The sequence below is a fragment of the Paraconexibacter antarcticus genome, assembly GCF_024220175.1.
GTDB classification, from domain to species: domain Bacteria; phylum Actinomycetota; class Thermoleophilia; order Solirubrobacterales; family Solirubrobacteraceae; genus Paraconexibacter; species Paraconexibacter antarcticus.
Genome location: NZ_CP098502.1, coordinates 3,706,912 through 3,722,155, shown reverse-complemented (window position 1 = coordinate 3,722,155; position 15,244 = coordinate 3,706,912). Strand labels below are relative to the sequence as shown.

Below are 15,244 nucleotides of genomic sequence, written 5' to 3'. Positions count from 1 at the left end.
TCGTCGGCGGAAGAGGATGGACCGGGCACGCAAGCATTCCTGTGTCGGGGGCAGGTGGCCGTCTGCAATGATAACAGTCGTTCACATCAGTACGTGAAGCGCAGCTGCTGGGGAGTGCAGATGCGCGACCGGCTGGAACGGGCGACCCGTCGGGTCGTCCTGATGGCACGTGCTCAGTCGATGAGCGATTCACGGGCCGCCTGCTCCCGTGCTCGGGCGATCCGTCAGCGCTGATGTGCTGCCCGACTGACGACCACGACCTCGCCCGCTGGCTTCCCGACGCCAGGTGCGCGCAACGCGGTCGGGCTCAGATATCGGGCTTCGACGGGGGTAGCTCCGCTTCCACCGGTGCCAGCCAGCGGTTCCACTCTTCGGGCATCGTGGCGCCGGAACGCTGAAAGTGGTCACCGTCGACGCTGATGAACAGGGCTCGTGCCTCGGCCACGAGGGTCTCGGCGTCATGGAGCTCACCCTGGAGATGGAGTTTGCGCCCGTCGCTGCGGGCGCACCATCCGGTCAATCGGAGGCGATGCCCGAGCAGTGCGGGTGCGCGGTAGTCGACGCTCAGGTTGGCGGTGACCGCGGCGCGCCCGAGCATCACCAGGACGCCGCCGAACAGGTCGTCCAGGGCGCTTGCCACCACGCCGCCGTGAGCGAACCCGGGCGCGCCTTCGTGACGATGGTCCAGGACGAGATCTGCTCGCACACGTGACCGGTCGACGTGCATGTTCAGGCCGAGACCTGCCGCGTTCTCCGGCCCGCAGCCGAAGCAGTTCGGTTGGTGGGGCGGGATGCTGCCGTCTGCGCGCGGCTTCATCTCAGCGCCTCCATCATCTCGACGCCCCGGTGCTCGAGGTCGCGAATCAGTCGCACCAGCGGGAGACCTTCCGCGTGGGTGCCGCGCTTGGCACATTCGGCGAGTTCGATCCATCGCGCAGCGAGCTGGTCATAGTGGTCGGCGACCGCCGCGAGCTGCGAATCCTTGAGGAGAGTCGAGGCCTCAAGCAGGAACGTCGAGTGCAGGGAACGGAACATCGCCCCACCGGTTCCGGCCTTCACGACGAAGACCCAGAGTCCCGGTAGCGCCGACGGGAGGAGCTCAGCGAGGGTCTCGGGCCACCGCTCGTAGCCGGCGAGGAAGGCGTCGACTCCAGCGAGGCCGAATCCGCCCGTGAGCCCGGCGACCTCGGGGGCCTCGGCCGTCATGTTCGTCACTGCTTGCGCGACGGCGCGGCGCGTCGCCGTACGGAGGTGCGGCAGCGCTTCGGGCCAGGTGTAGAGGAATGTCGTATTGCGGTTCGGACCAGGGAAGCCGCTGGAGGTCCGGGCGGCTGCCAGGGACTTCAGGGAGCACGTCTGGAGCTCTTCGCGATCGTTGTCGGCCACCCAGGCGATGTCGCTCTCGGGATCGTGGCCGACGATGAGGATGTCGTGACGCGTGTTGCTCATCTTCACGCGGAGGTACTCGAGTTTGGCGATGTCCGCCCACACCATCACCGGTCGGCCGGCGGCCAGTTCGTCGGCGACCCAGGACCAGCCGAGATCGGCGTCGTCGGTCTCGCGCACTTCGACCTGAGCCTCGAGATTTTTCGCGATGTCGCGCTCGAGGTCCGCGGTCCGCCCGACGAGGTAAAACGGCGGGATGAACGCGGTGCTCTCGGCGTAGAAGAACCCGAGTCCGCCGGCGAGGCCGAAGACCATGCCCTCGCTGAGCGGACCGTCTCCGTAGTCGAGTCCGTGGTGCTCCAGAAGGTCGCGAAGCGCTCCTGAGCCACAGTGGCCAGCACGACGGTGGGGGAAGGAGAGCTCGTTCGTCATGGACGACAGTATGGACATCTCGCCCCGACCGGTGGCTTTTGTGGGAAGCCCGTCCGATGCGGGACGGTGGCAGATCGCAACGGGGTGTCAGGTGCCGCAGCTGGTGGGTCGCGAAGATTTATGCCACCGATCGGTGCGGTCTCTGTACGCTTGACACCATGTCAACGCGCGAAGCCCTTGACCTTGACAACCTCCGCGTCGCGGACAACGCCTTGTGGGAGCAGGGCCCGCCTCACGAGGTGTTCCGGGAGTTGCGCTCCAAGTGCCCGGTCCACTGGAGCAGCGGCATCAGCCAGTCATCGGGCGACGCCGGCTTCTGGTCTGTCACCAAGGCCGATGATGTGCTCACCGTGAGTAAGGACTGGCAGACGTTTTCCTCAGCGTCGAACTTCCTTCTGATGGACGAGGGGGTGCCCCTGGACATCGTGCAAGGGATGTTCATCGGGATGGATCCGCCGATGCACGACCGCATCAAGTCCCTGTTCCAGCGGGCGTTCACACCGAAGGCGATCGCCCGCCACGAAGCAGCGATCCGCGAGATCACCGACGGCGTGATGGATGGCCTCGAGGGCCGCGAGGAGTGCGACCTCGTCGTCGATGTGGCTCAGCCGGTGGTCGCGCGCGTCATCGGCAGCTTCATGGGGCTGGACCCCGACGACGACAAGCCGTGGGCCGATGCGATCAACACGCTGCTGGGCTTCGGTGACCCGGTGCTGAACCCGGGCGGGATCGACCAGCTCGTGATGGAGCACATCCCGCCGATGTACGAGAAGTGCATGAAGCTCGTCGCGGCCCGCCGGGCGAGCCCGACCGAGGACATGATGAGCATCCTCGTGTTCGCCGAGATCGACGGCGACATGCTGAGCGATCTGGAGATCTTCGCCGGATTCGTGCTGATGATGGCCGCGGGCAACGACTCCACCAAGGCGACCTACACGAGCGCGATGCGGGCGCTGATGGAGCACCCCGACCAGCGCGAGCTGCTGCTCAACGATCTCTCACTCGTACCGTCGGCCGTCGAGGAGGCGCTGCGGATGTTCCCCGCGTTCGCGCACTTCCGCCGCACCGCGACGAAGGACACGCAGCTCGGCGGCTGCCCGATCAAGAAGGGCGACAAAGTCGCCATGTGAGGCTGTTGCTTAACTCGTCCGGTCTGCGTCGGAGAATTCGGTCATGGCGCAACGGTTTGTGTCGGCCGATCGCGATCAGGAGTGGCTGCTGCCACCGTCGATGCGCGACTGGCTGCCGGAGGGGCATCTGGCGTGGTTCGTGATCGAGCTCGTCGACGAGCTGGACCTGTGCGAGTTCGCTGCGGTGTATCGCCAGGACGGTCAGGGCCGGCCGCCGTTTGATCCGGCGGTGATGGTCGCGCTGCTGGTCCACAGCTACTGCGTCGGGGTTCGGTCCTCGCGGCAGATCGAGCGTCGCTGTATGGAGGACGTCGCCAGCCGGGTCGTCGCCGGTGGCCTGCAGCCGGATCACGTCACGATCGCGCGGTTCCGCTCACGGCATCAGGACGCGTTGGCCGGCCTGTTCTCGCAGGTCCTCGGCGTCTGCGCCAAGGCCGGCCTGGTGCAGGCGGGGACGGTCGCCATCGATGGCACGAAGGTGTTGGCCAACGCGTCGCTGTCGCGGTCGATGACCGTCGAAGGGCTGCGAGCGGAGGCGGAGCGGATCCTCGGTGAGGCCGAGCGGGTCGATGCGGCGGAGGACGCCGCGCTCGGCGAGCATCGCGGCGATGAGCTTCCCGACGAGCTTGCAAATCCACGGACTCGTGCGGGCCGGATCCGCAAGCTGCTGGACGAGGTCGAGGCGGAGCAGCAGGCCGTCAAGGACTCCCGTGCTGAGCGGATCGCTCGTTATGACGAAGCGGTCGCGCGAGGGCGCCGTCCTGAGGGCCGGGTTGTGAGCCGCAACCATGACGAGCGCGAGCTTCGTGTCCTGCGCAAGAAGGTCAACGTGACCGACCCCGACAGCCGGATCGTGCGCAGCCCCCGCGGCCTGATCCAGGGCTACAACGCGCAGGCGACCGTCGGCGAAGGGCAGATCGTGATCGCAGCGAGGATCGCGCCGGGCGCCGCGGACCAGACCCAGCTTGGGCCGATGATCCAGGCCGCCCGCGAGGAGCTCGCCGCGGCCGGGATTCAGCAGACCGTGCAGCGGGTGCTGGCCGACAGCGGCTACTGGAACACGCCCCAGATGACCGCAGCTCAGCAAGCGGGGATCGAGACGATCGTGCCGCCCACCAGCCAGCGCGGTGAGAAGCCCGCCCGAAAGCGCAAGCCGCCACGGGGCGAGCACGCCGACCGGATCAACGGGTTGCTAGCCACGCCGGAGGGCCAACGGATCTACAAGGCCAGGCAGTACACGGTGGAGCCGGTGTTCGCCTACGTCAAGCACCTACGCCGCATCGACCGATTCTCAAGACGCGGCAGGGCTGCCGTGGAAGCCGAGTGGCAGTTGATCACCGCCACGCACAACGTCCTGAAGCTGCACAGGGCGGCGACCGTCGCAACGTGAGACCACGGCACTGGGGCTCGCGAGCGCCAGCGACCGCCACGGTCATGGCCGCGACCGACGGTGCTCCCACATCGACCAAAGGTTGAGCAACAGGCTCATGTGGTATCCGTCGTCCAACCGTGACGAGGAGCGATACGAGAATTCCGACAGCTTCGACGTGACCCGCAACCCCGAGCACCAGGCGTTCGGCGCCGGCGGCCGCCACTTCTGCCTCGGCACCGCCCTCGCCCGCCTGGAGCTGAAGATCCTCGTCGAGGAGACCGTCAAGCGGTTCCCGCGCATGACGATGTCCGGCGAACCGAGCTGGGTCATCTCCCAGTTCTCAAGCCAGCTCAAGCACCTCCCGGTCCGCTTGCGCGGTTCGTGAAAGGGCGGCGCGGGCCCGGGCGCGCGTTGTACCTCATACGGATCGGCGCCAAGCCGGTCTACACGTCGGTCCGTCGAACAGACCCGCTCCGGACGCACAGGGCGTGAGCGGCCGCGTCCGGAGCGGCAGCCCGTCGTTCGCCGATGGCGAGAGCGCGCCGGTGAGCAGACCCTCCATGGTTGCCGCGGGGTCAGGATGTCCTTGGCCAGCAGTTTGGCGTAGTCGCGCGTGACCTGATCTCGCTTGGCGTGGAAGAGGCTTTGCCAGCGGATGCCCGGGGCGATTGCGCGTGACTGTCTGGGCCGGAAGATCATGGTCACCGCCACGTAGTCCGTCAGGCCGCCCGTGATCAGCCCGAAGATCGGCAGCACTAGGTGCGAGCCGGTGATGCCGAAGACCGCGACCTTCAAGAGCCGATGTGGAAGTCGAAGATCAGGCCTGAGCGGATCAGGAAGCGGAAGGCGTCTCGGCCGATCTCCTGGAACATCGCGTTGAGCATCTCACCGCATCGGGCGTCGTGCGCCAGATCCGCGGTTGAAACTCCAGCCCGATCGCGTCGACGATCTCCGCGGCCGCCTCGTGAAGCGGTCTCTCCAGCTACCAGCCAGAGCTCTTCGCCGAGCTCGGACAGCCGCAGCGTGCGGCGGATCACGCGGGCCTGGCGCCGCCCTGTGCCGTGCCAAAACTCTCAGGCGGCCCTCTGGTACTCGTTGATCAGGCCGCCGAGGATCTGGCGTCGCTGGATGCGCGAGGTCAGGTCGATGACCTCGCCGTCGTCGTGATCGGGCGGTAGTTGCCCGCGAGCCTGGTGAGGACGGTGCGCGTTGTAGTGACGCGCGTACTGGGCGAGGACGCCGCGGAGGTGCCGCTCGTTGCGGATCAGCAGGTGGTCCAGGCACTCCCGGCGGAGGGTGCCGACGAATCGCTCGGCGTACGCGTTCGCCATCGGCGAGCGGACCGGCGTCTTCAGCGTGCGGAGCCCGATCGACGCGAACACGGCACCGAATGCCGTGGTGAACTTGCAATCTCGATTCCGGATCAACACCGTGAACTGGCCGGCGCGCTCGTCGAGGTCCATCAACAGGTTCCTGGCCCGTTGCACAACCCATGGCCCGGTCGGGTTGGCGGTGACGCCGAGGATGTGGACCCGACGGGCTCCGACTTCCATGACGAAGAACACGTAGATCCGGCGCAGCAGCCGCGGGTTCTCCCGCGCCACCCGGATCACGAGCTCGCGGACCTCCTCCCGAACCGGTGGCCGCCCCATTGAGCCGTCCCGGGATCGACGGGGACTTCTGAAACAGGCATTCGGTCTGTTGAGAGGAAGTACGTGGTCATATGGCTCGTGGAAGGAAGTACCCGCCGGAGTTGCGTGAGCGGGCCGTCAAGACGGTGCTGGAGTCCGGGCGTCCGATCGCGCAGGTCGCCCGCGACCTGGACGTGCACAAGGAGTCGCTTCGGAACTGGGTGCGGCTCGCCGAGGCCGACGCCGGAACGCGCAGCGACGTGCTGAACACGGTCGAGCGCGACCGGATGCGTCTGCTCGAACGTGAGGTCAAGGAACTGCGGCGGCAGAACGAGATCCTCAAGGCCGCTTCGGTGTTTTTCGCCAAGGAGCTCGACGGGACCCCGCGGAGGTGAGCGCCTTCATCGAAAAGCAGCGGGCGGCCGGCTTCGCTGTCGAGCTCACCTGCCGCACCCTCGGGACCTCGCCCTCGGCGTTCTACCAGCGCGCGACCGGGGTGTTGTCGACCCGCGCGCAGGAAGACGCCGTGTTGCTCGAGCAAATCCGGGCGGTGTACCGCGCCAACTACGAGGCGTACGGATCGCTGCGCGTGTGGAAGGCGCTGCGCCGTCAGGGCGTGCAGGTCGGCCGCGGCCGCGTTGAGCGGCTCATGGCAGCGGACGGTCTGATCGGGGCCAAGCGCCGCGGCCGAGCGTGGAAGACCACGGTCGCTGACCCGGCCGGCTCAGGGCGACCGGACCTGGTCAACCGCCAGTTCACCGCGACCCGGCCGGACGCGCTGTGGATCGCCGACTTCACGTATCTAAAGTCGTGGGAGGGCGTGGGGTTCTTCAGCTTCGTCCTTGACGTCTACTCCCGCCGGGTCGTCGGCTGGCAGCTCGCCGGCCACATGCGCACCGACCTCGTGCTCGACGCGCTGAAGATGGCCTTGGGCACCCGCCGACACGGCGCCGATCTACAACTTATCCATCATTCGGACAGGGGATCGCAATACACGAGCTTCGACTTCACCCAAGCGCTCCTGGACAACGACGTGCTCGGCTCGCTCGGCTCGACCGGTGACGCGTACGACAACGCGATGGCCGAGAGCTTCGTGGACAGCTTCAAGACCGAGCTGATCCGCGACCGCGTCTGGCAAACCCGCACCCAACTGGAGCTCGCCGTTGTGGAGTGGGTCGGCTGGTACAACCACGACCGCCTGCACTCCGCGATCGGTCACATCCCGCCCGTCGAATTCGAGACCCTCTACGCGATACGGTCCGGCTCACCCCTCTCCCACTGACGAGAGAGGAAACCCAAACAACAAGTCTCCGTGAAACCGGGACGGCTCACATCGTGTTCGGGTAGCGCCAATGCCGCGCGACCAGCCTTCGGTGCCAGGCACGCAGGGTTGCCGGCGTGACCAGCCTGAACGCCCGCAGCTCCCGAGGCAACTCCCGGGCCAGCGCCGCGAGCAACGCCCGATCCGACCACTCAAGCCGCGGACGCGAGACCTGACGACGAAGGACCGCGACCTCGTGGCGCAACACGAGGATCTCGGCCTCCTTCGCACCGCCGGACCGGCCCCGCAGCGCGAGCCAGGCGAACACCCTGGTCGTCACCAGATACAGCAAACGCACGGCCACGATGACCATCCCGCCGCAACCACTGCCTCGGCGAATCGCCGGCCTCCATGGGCTCACGCACGTATTGGCACGGCACAGGGCGTCGAGCGCGGTGAGCTGACGCTCGATGCCGTCCAGGTGCGTGAGGGCTTGCTCGAGCGCGAGCTGCGCCAGCGGGTCCTCCAGCCGCTGGGCGCTGACCCACGCGCGGTGCTTCAGCGTCCACGACTTCACGCCGTCTCGGTAGCTCCGGCCGAGGCGCAGCAGCTGCTTGGCGACGCGGTGGCGGGCCGCCATCCGCGCCAGGCGCAGGTCGTCGCGGCAGCGCATCAGATGACGCAGCCCCTCCGTCTCCGGCGAGGGCGCGTCGACGAACGTCAGCGCGCCGCCGCGGAAGTACGTCACAAGCTTCCTGGCGTCGCGGCGGTCGGTCTTCACGCGGTCTCCGGCGCGTGTCGGCACGAGCGACGGGGCGATCACGTCACAGGCCACCCCGCGTTTGCGCAGCAACCTGAGCAGTTGGAAGCCGCCGGGGCGGGCCTCGTAACAGACCGCGAGGCCCTCGGGGCCGCCGAGCTTGTCGATCAGCCGGCCGATCGCGCGGTCGGTCGTCTCGATCCGGTGCAGCTCCGGCCGGCCGCCGACCGGCGGCAGCACCGCGGCGAAGATCGAGCGCTTATGAACATCCAAGGCGACCCACAGCCGCACATTCGCGGGCGCGGTCGAAATAACATCAGGCACGGGCTGGTCCTCCAAGGTCGTATGCGGCTCTGGCCAAGCGGCCCTCAACACCAACAGTCAACCCGCGACTCCTGCGATGCAAGAGGGCCAGCCCCCTTGCGTCCATCCTGGCTGACCGCGCCGTTCCCGACCGCCAGTAGTGCGCGCCTGCGCCGCGTATGCATCACAATGCCGAGCATGTCGCCTGAACCCCATCACGTGGACGTCCTGATCGTCGGCGCCGGCCTGTCCGGCATCGGCGCCGCCCGCCACCTGCAGGCCCAGTCGCCGGCCAAGAGCTTCGCGATCCTGGAGGCGCGCGAGGCCATCGGCGGGACCTGGGACCTCTTCCGCTATCCGGGCATCCGCTCGGACTCGGACATGTACACGCTCGGCTACGACTTCAAGCCGTGGGAAGCCGCGAAGGCGATCGCCGACGGGCCGTCGATCCTCGAGTACGTGCGCGAGGCGGCGCGCGAGGGCGGCGTGGAGCGCCTCATCCGCTTCGGCCACAAGGTCGTGCGCGCCTCCTGGTCCACGGCGGACGCGCGTTGGACGGTTGAGGCCGTCCGCACCGACACGGGGGAGACCGTGCGGCTGACGTGCGGCTTCCTCTTCTCCTGCAGCGGCTACTACCGGTACGACCAGGGGTACACGCCGCAGTTCCCGGGCGCCGATCGCTTCGCCGGCCCGATCATCCACCCGCAGCACTGGCCGGAGGACCTCGACTACGCGGGCAAGCGCGTCGTCGTCATCGGCAGTGGCGCGACGGCCGTGACGCTCGTCCCCGCCATGGCTTCGGACGCCGCCCAGGTGACGATGCTCCAGCGGTCCCCGAGCTACATGGTGGCCTTCCCGGCCGAGGACCCGATCGCCAACGGCCTGCGGAAGGTGCTGCCTGCCAAGGCCGCCTACGCGATCTCCCGCTGGAAGAACGTCCTGCTGACGATGGGCCAGTACCAGCTGAGCCGCAGGCGCCCGGCACTCGTGAAGGCCGGCGTCCGCAAGCTCGTCAAACACCAGCTGCCTGACGGCTACCCCATCGACACCCACTTCAAGCCGAGCTACGACCCGTGGGACCAGCGCCCGTGCCTGGTGCCCAACGGCGACCTCTTCAAGGCGATCAGCAGCGGGCGCGCCTCGGTGGTGACCGACCACATCGAGACCTTCACGCAGACGGGCATCCGCCTGGTGTCCGGACAGGAGCTCGAGGCCGACATCATCGTCACTGCGACGGGCCTGGACCTCATCGCGTTCGGCGGGATCGAGCTCGTCGTCGACGAGCGGACGGTGTCGCTCCCGGAGGCCGTCACCTACCGCGGCCTCATGCTGAGCGACGTGCCGAACTTCGCGTTCGTCCTCGGCTACACGAACGCGTCGTGGACGCTGAAGGCCGACCTCGCGTGCGGATTCGCCTGTCGGCTGCTGAACCACATGGACGCCGGCGGCTACGCGTTCTGCGCCCCGCGCTACCGAGAGTCGACGTCGGCCTCCGAGCCGTTCCTCGACTTCGCCTCCGGCTATGTGCAGCGGGCGCTGGACCGCTTCCCGGTGCAGGGCTCCGCGGCGCCGTGGAAGCTCTACCAGAACTACATCCGCGACCTGCGGATCCTGCGGCGCGGCGAGCTGGAGGACGGCTCGATGGAGTTCACGCGGGTGACCTCGCTACCGGTGGAGCCGCCGGAGCTCGCGGCCCGCGTCGCAGCCTGACCCTGCGCGCGTGCGGGGGTCAGCGCATGATCCCCGCGTGCCCGATCGAGTAGCGGCCGGCCTGCGGCCACACTGCGGACCGCGGCCCGGACGATCGTGCTGACCGCGACGTCCGCCTGGTTCAGGCCGCCGAAGAGGATCGCACCGCGGCCCGCACCGGCACGTCCGCGCCACCCGTGGGCGGGTGCGGCTGTGGCACATCGAACCGGGCGCCGGCCGCGGCGGAGGACCGGCGGTTGCGACCGCGCAGACCTGGTGGGCGCCAGACCAGACCCGTCCCCGACAGAGCTGGAGGCCGTCCGAGACCGTCGACGCCTGGGCGCTGCGTGTCCTCGAGAAGATGGTCGTCGACGTCGCCTTCATGGGCACGAACGGGATCAGCGCCGAGCGTGGCCTGACCACCCCGGACACCGCCGAGGCGGCGGCCGAGCGTGCGATGATCCGCGCCGCGCGCCACGTCGTCGTGCTCGCGGACCACACCAAGCTCGACGCCGACCACTTCGCCCGCTTCGGTGACCTCGCCGACGTGGACGTCGTCATCACCGACAGTGGCCTGGACCCCGAGGACGCGTTCACCCTCGAGACCGCCGGGCCGCGCGTGGTGCTCGCATGACCTTCACGACGGTCGACCGGGAGGGGCTCAGCGTGATCCTCACGTTCACCGCGAACCCGTCCGTCGACCGTACCGCCGAGGTCGACGCCCTCGTCCGCGGCTCGGTCATGCGCCCGCTGCGCGTCCGCGCGGACGCCGGCGGCAAGGGCGTCAACGTCACCCGCGCGCTGCGCGCCAACGGGATCGCGTCGATCGCGGTCCTGCCGATCGGCGGGCACGAGGGCAACCAGCTGCTCGGCCTGCTGCAGGAGCAGGAGCTCCGGGTCCGCACCGTGCCGATCGTCGGCGCCGTCCGCGCGAACATCACCATCGCCGAGCCGGAACCGGGTCGCCGCCACCCGCGCCCTGGTCGAGCGGCTGGTCGCCGCCGGCCGCGTCACCGACCTGGACGGCTTCCTCGCCGACGTCGCCGCCCGCGAGTCGCAGATGCCCACCGGCCTGGTGGGCGGCATCGGCATCCCGCACGCCCGCTCGGCCTTCGTCAAGGAGCCGTCGCTCGCCTTCGGCCGGTGCGCCGGCGGCGTGGACTTCGGCGCCGAGGACGGCCCCGCCACCCTCGTCTTCCTCATCGCCGCGCCGGACGGCGAGGGCGCTGAGCATATGAAGATCCTCGCGTCCCATCCTCGGCCCTCCGGGATGGGCCGGACAGGCGCTCCGCGCGCGGCTCGCGGGTGTCCAGCAGGCGCGCGGCGATTACCCCGCCGAGCCCCCCGAAGAGGCGGCCCTGCCAGGAGATGCCGTCCTGGGGGATGAGGCCGCCGGCGAGCGTCGAGCCGTAGACGACGCCCACGAGCACGGCGGCGCCGAGGTGAGCCAGTTGCGGCTGAAGAGCGCACGGCTGATGATCTCGTGAGCGGACGACGCGCCCTGGAAGCCACCCCCGACACCATCCGCACCCTCACCCACGGCGCCTGGATCACAACACCTGGTGTTAGCGTTCGCGTCATGGCCTCCTACAAGCTCACCCCGCGCGACCGCGCCGAGCGCGTCGCGGCGCGGCTCATGTCGCGGCTCTCGCCGCGCACCGTCCGCCTCCTCGCCGGCAAGCCGATCGTCCGCGACGGGCTCACGCTCGACCCGCAGATCCAGCTGATCCTCAAGGCCATGGAAGCCAGTTCCCCGGGCCCGTGGTCCGCGATGGGCGCGGAGGTCGCCCGGCGCGAGTTGCGGCGGACCGCCATGGTCAACGCGCTCCCGGTCCCGCGCGTGAAGGCCGTCACCGACCTGACGGTCCCCGGTCCCGCCGGGCCGCTGCCGGCCCGGTGCTACGACGCCCCCGGGCTGGCGCCGGACGGGCCCCGGCCCGCCCTGGTCTTCTTCCACGGCGGCGGCTTCGTCTTCGGCGACCTCGACACCCACGACGAGCTGTGCCGGATGCTCTGCTTCCACTCGGGCGCGACGGTCATCGCGATCGACTACCGCCTGGCCCCGGAGGCGCCGTTTCCCGCGGCGGTCGACGACTGCCTGGCGGCGTTCCGGTGGGTCCACGAGCAGGCCGCCGCGCTCGGGGTCGACCCGGCGCGCATCGCCGTCGGTGGCGACAGCGCCGGGGGCAACCTCTCGGCGGTCATCTGCCAGCAGATGCTGGCCGCCGGCGGGCCGGTGCCCGCCTACCAGTTGCTGATCTACCCGGCGACCAACCGCAGCGAGCGGACGCGCTCGGAGGAGCTCTTCAGCGAGGGCTTTCTCCTCATCGCCGAGGACATGGTCTGGTTCACCGAGGCGTACGCGGCCGCCGTCGACGACCTGCGCGTCGCCCCCCTGCTCGCCCCTGACCTCACCGGGCTGCCGCCCGCCTACGTGACGACGGCGGGCTTCGACCCACTGCGCGACGAGGGGGAGGCCTACGCGGCGAAGCTCGCCGAGTTCGGTGTCCCGGTGGCCCTGCGCCGCCACGACGGCCTGATCCACGGCTTCGCGAACATGTCCGCGGTGTCGCGGGCATCGCACGACGCCGTGGTCGAGATGGCGGGCGCCCTGCGGATGGGCCTGGCCGCCGCCGCGGCGGCCGACCGCACCGGGACGGCCGCCTGAGCGGCCGACGGTCCGCGCCGACGGGCGCGGACTGTCAGACTTCATCCCGTGAGCTCCTACGACGCGGACGACCTGCTGACCGACGCGACCCTCGACGCGGCCGTATCCGCGTTGGCCAGCAACGCGCACCACCTCCCCACCTCAAGGACATGACCCGGCGGAGCACGCCGAGGCCGCGGGCCACTGGTGTGCCCTCGCGATGGACGTGCTGGTCGCCGTACGCGTGACGGTGACGAACCCGCAGATCACGATCGCGCCGGTGGACGAGGGCGGCCCGGGCCGCGCGGTCATCGTGCTCGAGGACGCCGGGGAGAAGGAGATCAACGTCCACGTGTCGTTCCACCCCGAGCTCTCGAGTTTCGTGTTTGTGGGCTATCCCCTTCACTACCGCAGGGCCTGTCGGCGTCAGGAATCGGGGTCCGCGGTCAGGTCGGCGTAGGGATGCGGGTCGGTCGCGACGGCCTGCTCGAGTAGGCGGTAGAACAGCAGGCCGCGATGGTGTGAATGGCGGCGGTTGAAGCGGAAGGTGTACTCGTCCAGGTAGTAGTCGAGCTGGTCGTGGCTGACGGCGCCCTGGTGGGTCCTACGGCTGCGACCGCCTGAACAACCCGCAGCTGATCCCCGTCATCGGCGTCGGCCCTCCCGTCTGTGACGTGCAGCCGCCGTTCACCATCGCAGACCGGAGCAGCCAGTTCCCCCAGTTGCAGCGATCAACGCCGTGAACGTACGTTCATGACAGCTGTCCTGTAGGTTGCGTCCCAGCCTGCTCCAGAGCCGATACCGGAGGGTGTGATGTTTCGTCAGATTGCTGATCGAGCGTTTCTTCCGACGAAGAGCGTGCTGGAAGAAGTCGGGGACATGATGATCCTTACGGGGAAGACGATCGTGTCTGCGTTGCGTCCTCCGTACCCGTACGGTGGGGAGTTCGTGTCGCAGTTCCTGTTCGCGCTGCGGTTGTGCTGGTTTCCGCTGCTGGTGTCGACGGTGGCGTTCGGGTATGGGGCGCCGGGGCTGCAGGCGGCGAACTTCCTCGTGCTGTTCGGGGCGCTGGACCGTCTGGGCGGGTTCTTCGTGCTGGCGTCGATCCGCGAGTTCGCGCCGTTCGTCGTGGCGATCGTGCTGGCGGGGGTGGCGGGCACCGCGATCACCGCGGACCTCGGCGCCCGCAAGATCCGCGAGGAGCTCGACGCGCTGCAGGTCCTCGGCGTGGACCCGGTCAAGAACCTGGTCGTGCCGCGCTTTCTGGCGCTGATGGTCGTGACCGGCCTCTTCGACGTGTACGCGCTGCTGTTCGGCATCTTCGGCGGCATCCTGGCCACGCTCGTCAACGGCGCGCCGCTCGGGCCGTTCTGGGCGACGTTCTTCACGAATGCCTCGGTGACGGACCTGTGGGGCTCCTTGGTGAAGTGCACGCTCTTCGGGGCGATCATCGCGATCGTCTGCTGTTACAAGGGGATGACCGCGTCGGGCGGTGCCGCGGGCGTGGGCCGCGCGGTCAACCAGGCGGTCGTGATCGCCTTCCTCGGCGTCTTCGCCTTCAACTACGTGTTCACGCAGACGCTGCTGGCCACGCACCCCGAGATCACGGTGATCAAGTGATGGCGAAGAACCGCGCCCAGATGGCTTGTGTTCCGTTGGTGGGGAGGTTGGGTTAGATGGGCTGGCTCGCGGTACCCAAGGACTGGATCTCGACCTTCGGGGAGATCGCGAAGTTCTGCGGCAAGATCGTCGGCCAGGTCTACGGCCTGCGCGTGTTCCGCTTCTTCGGTGAGGCGCTGCGGCAGTGCGGGATCCTGATCCTGTCCTCGACGCTCGTGATCTGGGGGCTGGTGTTCATCATCGGGCTGCAGTGCGGGATCGAGGGCGCGTACTTCACCCGTTCGGTCGGTGCTCCCGCCTATTCCGGTGTCTTTGCCGCTTGGTGTGACCTGCGCGAGTTGGTCCCCTATGCCTTCGGGTACATGATGGCCGCGAAGGTCGGCACGGGGATCGTCGCCGAGCTCGGCTCGATGCGGATCTCGGACGAGATCGACGCCCTGGAGGTCATGGGCATCAACTCGGTGACGTTCCTCTGCGCCACCCGCCTGCTCGCGGCGTGGATGGTGCTGCCGTTCATGTACATCGCGGCGATCGGCGCCGGGTTCTTCGCGTCCTACCTTGCAGTGGTGCAGCAGATCGGCGACGTCTCCTCTGGCGGCTTCTTCCTCATCTTCTGGATGTTCCAGAACCCACCAGACATGCTGTTCAGCATGATGAAAGCCATGGTCATGGCCACGGGCATCGTGTTGGTGGGCTGCTACTACGGCTACAACGCCAGTGGCGGCCCGGTCGGAGTGGGCACCGCGACCGCGAAGTCCATGGTGTTGAACATCGTCTTCGTGCATCTCATCGGGATGCTCGGAACCCAGCTGTTCTGGGGCGCCAACCCACGCGCCCCGATCGGAGGATGACGTATGTCAATCACCACCGAGACGTCCTCCCGAACGAGACGAGCGGCGGCGTGACGACCGCGACGACGAAATGGCTCTGCGAGTCGTGCGGGTTTTATCTACGACCCCAACGAGGGTGACCCAGACGGACGCATCCCACCGGGAACCGCGTTCGCGGACGTT

Annotated in this window: 17 protein-coding genes and 2 pseudogenes; 14 read left to right on the top strand and 5 right to left on the bottom strand. The window is 68.6% G+C overall.

Going from position 1 to position 15,244, the window contains the following annotated elements:
• Nucleotides 1-307: 307 nt before the first annotated feature.
• Both NBH00_RS18195 and NBH00_RS18190 read right to left on the bottom strand, forming a co-directional pair.
• Complete coding sequence (locus NBH00_RS18195) at nt 308-817, bottom strand: PaaI family thioesterase (protein WP_254570006.1); 510 nt, start codon at nt 815-817, stop codon at nt 308-310.
• Nucleotides 814-1,818: a BtrH N-terminal domain-containing protein gene (locus NBH00_RS18190; protein ID WP_254570005.1), complete on the bottom strand. Its 1,005-nt coding sequence runs from the start codon at nt 1,816-1,818 to the stop codon at nt 814-816. Before NBH00_RS18190 ends, NBH00_RS18195 begins: the two co-directional genes overlap by 4 nt.
• A gap of 212 nt (nt 1,819-2,030) precedes the next feature.
• Here NBH00_RS18190 and NBH00_RS18185 point away from each other — a divergent pair, with 212 nt between their 5' ends.
• The 3 genes from NBH00_RS18185 to NBH00_RS18175 all read left to right on the top strand — a co-directional run bounded on the left by NBH00_RS18185 (nt 2,031) and on the right by NBH00_RS18175 (nt 4,705).
• Nucleotides 2,031-2,948: a cytochrome P450 gene (locus tag NBH00_RS18185; RefSeq protein WP_254570004.1), complete on the top strand. Its 918-nt coding sequence runs from the start codon at nt 2,031-2,033 to the stop codon at nt 2,946-2,948.
• 43 nt (nt 2,949-2,991) lie between these two features.
• Entirely contained in the window at nt 2,992-4,338 is a 1,347-nt protein-coding gene (locus tag NBH00_RS18180) for a transposase (protein WP_254570003.1), read from the top strand.
• 97 nt (nt 4,339-4,435) lie between these two features.
• Nucleotides 4,436-4,705, top strand: coding sequence for a cytochrome P450 (locus tag NBH00_RS18175; protein ID WP_302182649.1), 270 nt, complete (start codon nt 4,436-4,438; stop codon nt 4,703-4,705).
• Between the two features lie 406 nt (nt 4,706-5,111).
• Here NBH00_RS18175 and NBH00_RS18170 read toward each other — a convergent pair whose 3' ends face one another.
• A complete protein-coding gene (locus NBH00_RS18170; RefSeq protein ID WP_254570001.1) occupies nt 5,112-5,357 on the bottom strand; it encodes a hypothetical protein in 246 nt (81 codons plus the stop codon).
• Between the two features lie 36 nt (nt 5,358-5,393).
• On the bottom strand, nt 5,394-5,924 hold the full coding sequence (locus NBH00_RS18165; protein ID WP_254570000.1) for an integrase core domain-containing protein: 531 nt from the start codon (nt 5,922-5,924) through the stop codon (nt 5,394-5,396).
• A gap of 119 nt (nt 5,925-6,043) precedes the next feature.
• Between NBH00_RS18165 and NBH00_RS18160 the strand changes: the two genes are divergently transcribed.
• The gene (locus NBH00_RS18160; protein WP_254569053.1) at nt 6,044-6,346 is read left to right on the top strand and encodes a transposase; all 303 of its coding nucleotides are present in this window, start codon (nt 6,044-6,046) and stop codon (nt 6,344-6,346) included.
• A complete protein-coding gene (locus tag NBH00_RS18155) occupies nt 6,343-7,233 on the top strand; it encodes an IS3 family transposase (protein WP_254569052.1) in 891 nt (296 codons plus the stop codon). The genes NBH00_RS18160 and NBH00_RS18155 overlap by 4 nt, the downstream gene beginning before the upstream one ends.
• A 46-nt stretch (nt 7,234-7,279) precedes the next feature.
• Here NBH00_RS18155 and NBH00_RS25705 read toward each other — a convergent pair whose 3' ends face one another.
• A complete protein-coding gene (locus tag NBH00_RS25705) occupies nt 7,280-8,311 on the bottom strand; it encodes an IS110 family transposase (protein WP_254569999.1) in 1,032 nt (343 codons plus the stop codon).
• Nucleotides 8,312-8,473: 162 nt separating this feature from the next.
• Between NBH00_RS25705 and NBH00_RS18145 the strand changes: the two genes are divergently transcribed.
• The 9 genes and pseudogenes from NBH00_RS18145 to NBH00_RS25700 all read left to right on the top strand — a co-directional run.
• Nucleotides 8,474-9,985 (top strand): flavin-containing monooxygenase, encoded by a 1,512-nt coding sequence (locus NBH00_RS18145; RefSeq protein WP_254569998.1) that lies wholly within the window; start codon nt 8,474-8,476, stop codon nt 9,983-9,985.
• A 340-nt stretch (nt 9,986-10,325) separates the two neighbouring features.
• Nucleotides 10,326-10,598 carry a DeoR/GlpR family DNA-binding transcription regulator gene (locus NBH00_RS25305; RefSeq protein WP_254569997.1) on the top strand — a complete coding sequence of 91 codons (273 nt, stop codon included), beginning with the start codon at nt 10,326-10,328 and terminating at the stop codon, nt 10,596-10,598.
• Nucleotides 10,595-10,855: pseudogene (locus NBH00_RS25600) on the top strand (hypothetical protein); the annotation flags it as partial. The gene NBH00_RS25305 and the pseudogene NBH00_RS25600, both read left to right, overlap by 4 nt.
• Nucleotides 10,856-10,943: 88 nt before the next feature.
• On the top strand, nt 10,944-11,351 hold the full coding sequence (locus NBH00_RS25595) for a PTS sugar transporter subunit IIA (RefSeq protein ID WP_437126621.1): 408 nt from the start codon (nt 10,944-10,946) through the stop codon (nt 11,349-11,351).
• A 192-nt stretch (nt 11,352-11,543) separates the two neighbouring features.
• A complete protein-coding gene (locus NBH00_RS18130; RefSeq protein WP_254569995.1) occupies nt 11,544-12,632 on the top strand; it encodes an alpha/beta hydrolase in 1,089 nt (362 codons plus the stop codon).
• A 199-nt stretch (nt 12,633-12,831) separates the two neighbouring features.
• A complete protein-coding gene (locus NBH00_RS18125) occupies nt 12,832-13,071 on the top strand; it encodes a hypothetical protein (protein ID WP_254569994.1) in 240 nt (79 codons plus the stop codon).
• A 419-nt stretch (nt 13,072-13,490) separates the two neighbouring features.
• The gene (locus tag NBH00_RS18115) at nt 13,491-14,231 is read left to right on the top strand and encodes an MlaE family ABC transporter permease (protein WP_354701194.1); all 741 of its coding nucleotides are present in this window, start codon (nt 13,491-13,493) and stop codon (nt 14,229-14,231) included.
• 56 nt (nt 14,232-14,287) lie between these two features.
• Nucleotides 14,288-15,082, top strand: coding sequence for an ABC transporter permease (locus NBH00_RS18110; protein WP_254569980.1), 795 nt, complete (start codon nt 14,288-14,290; stop codon nt 15,080-15,082).
• Nucleotides 15,083-15,178: 96 nt separating this feature from the next.
• A pseudogene (locus NBH00_RS25700) lies at nt 15,179-15,235 on the top strand (rubredoxin); the annotation flags it as partial.
• Nucleotides 15,236-15,244: the final 9 nt, after the last annotated feature.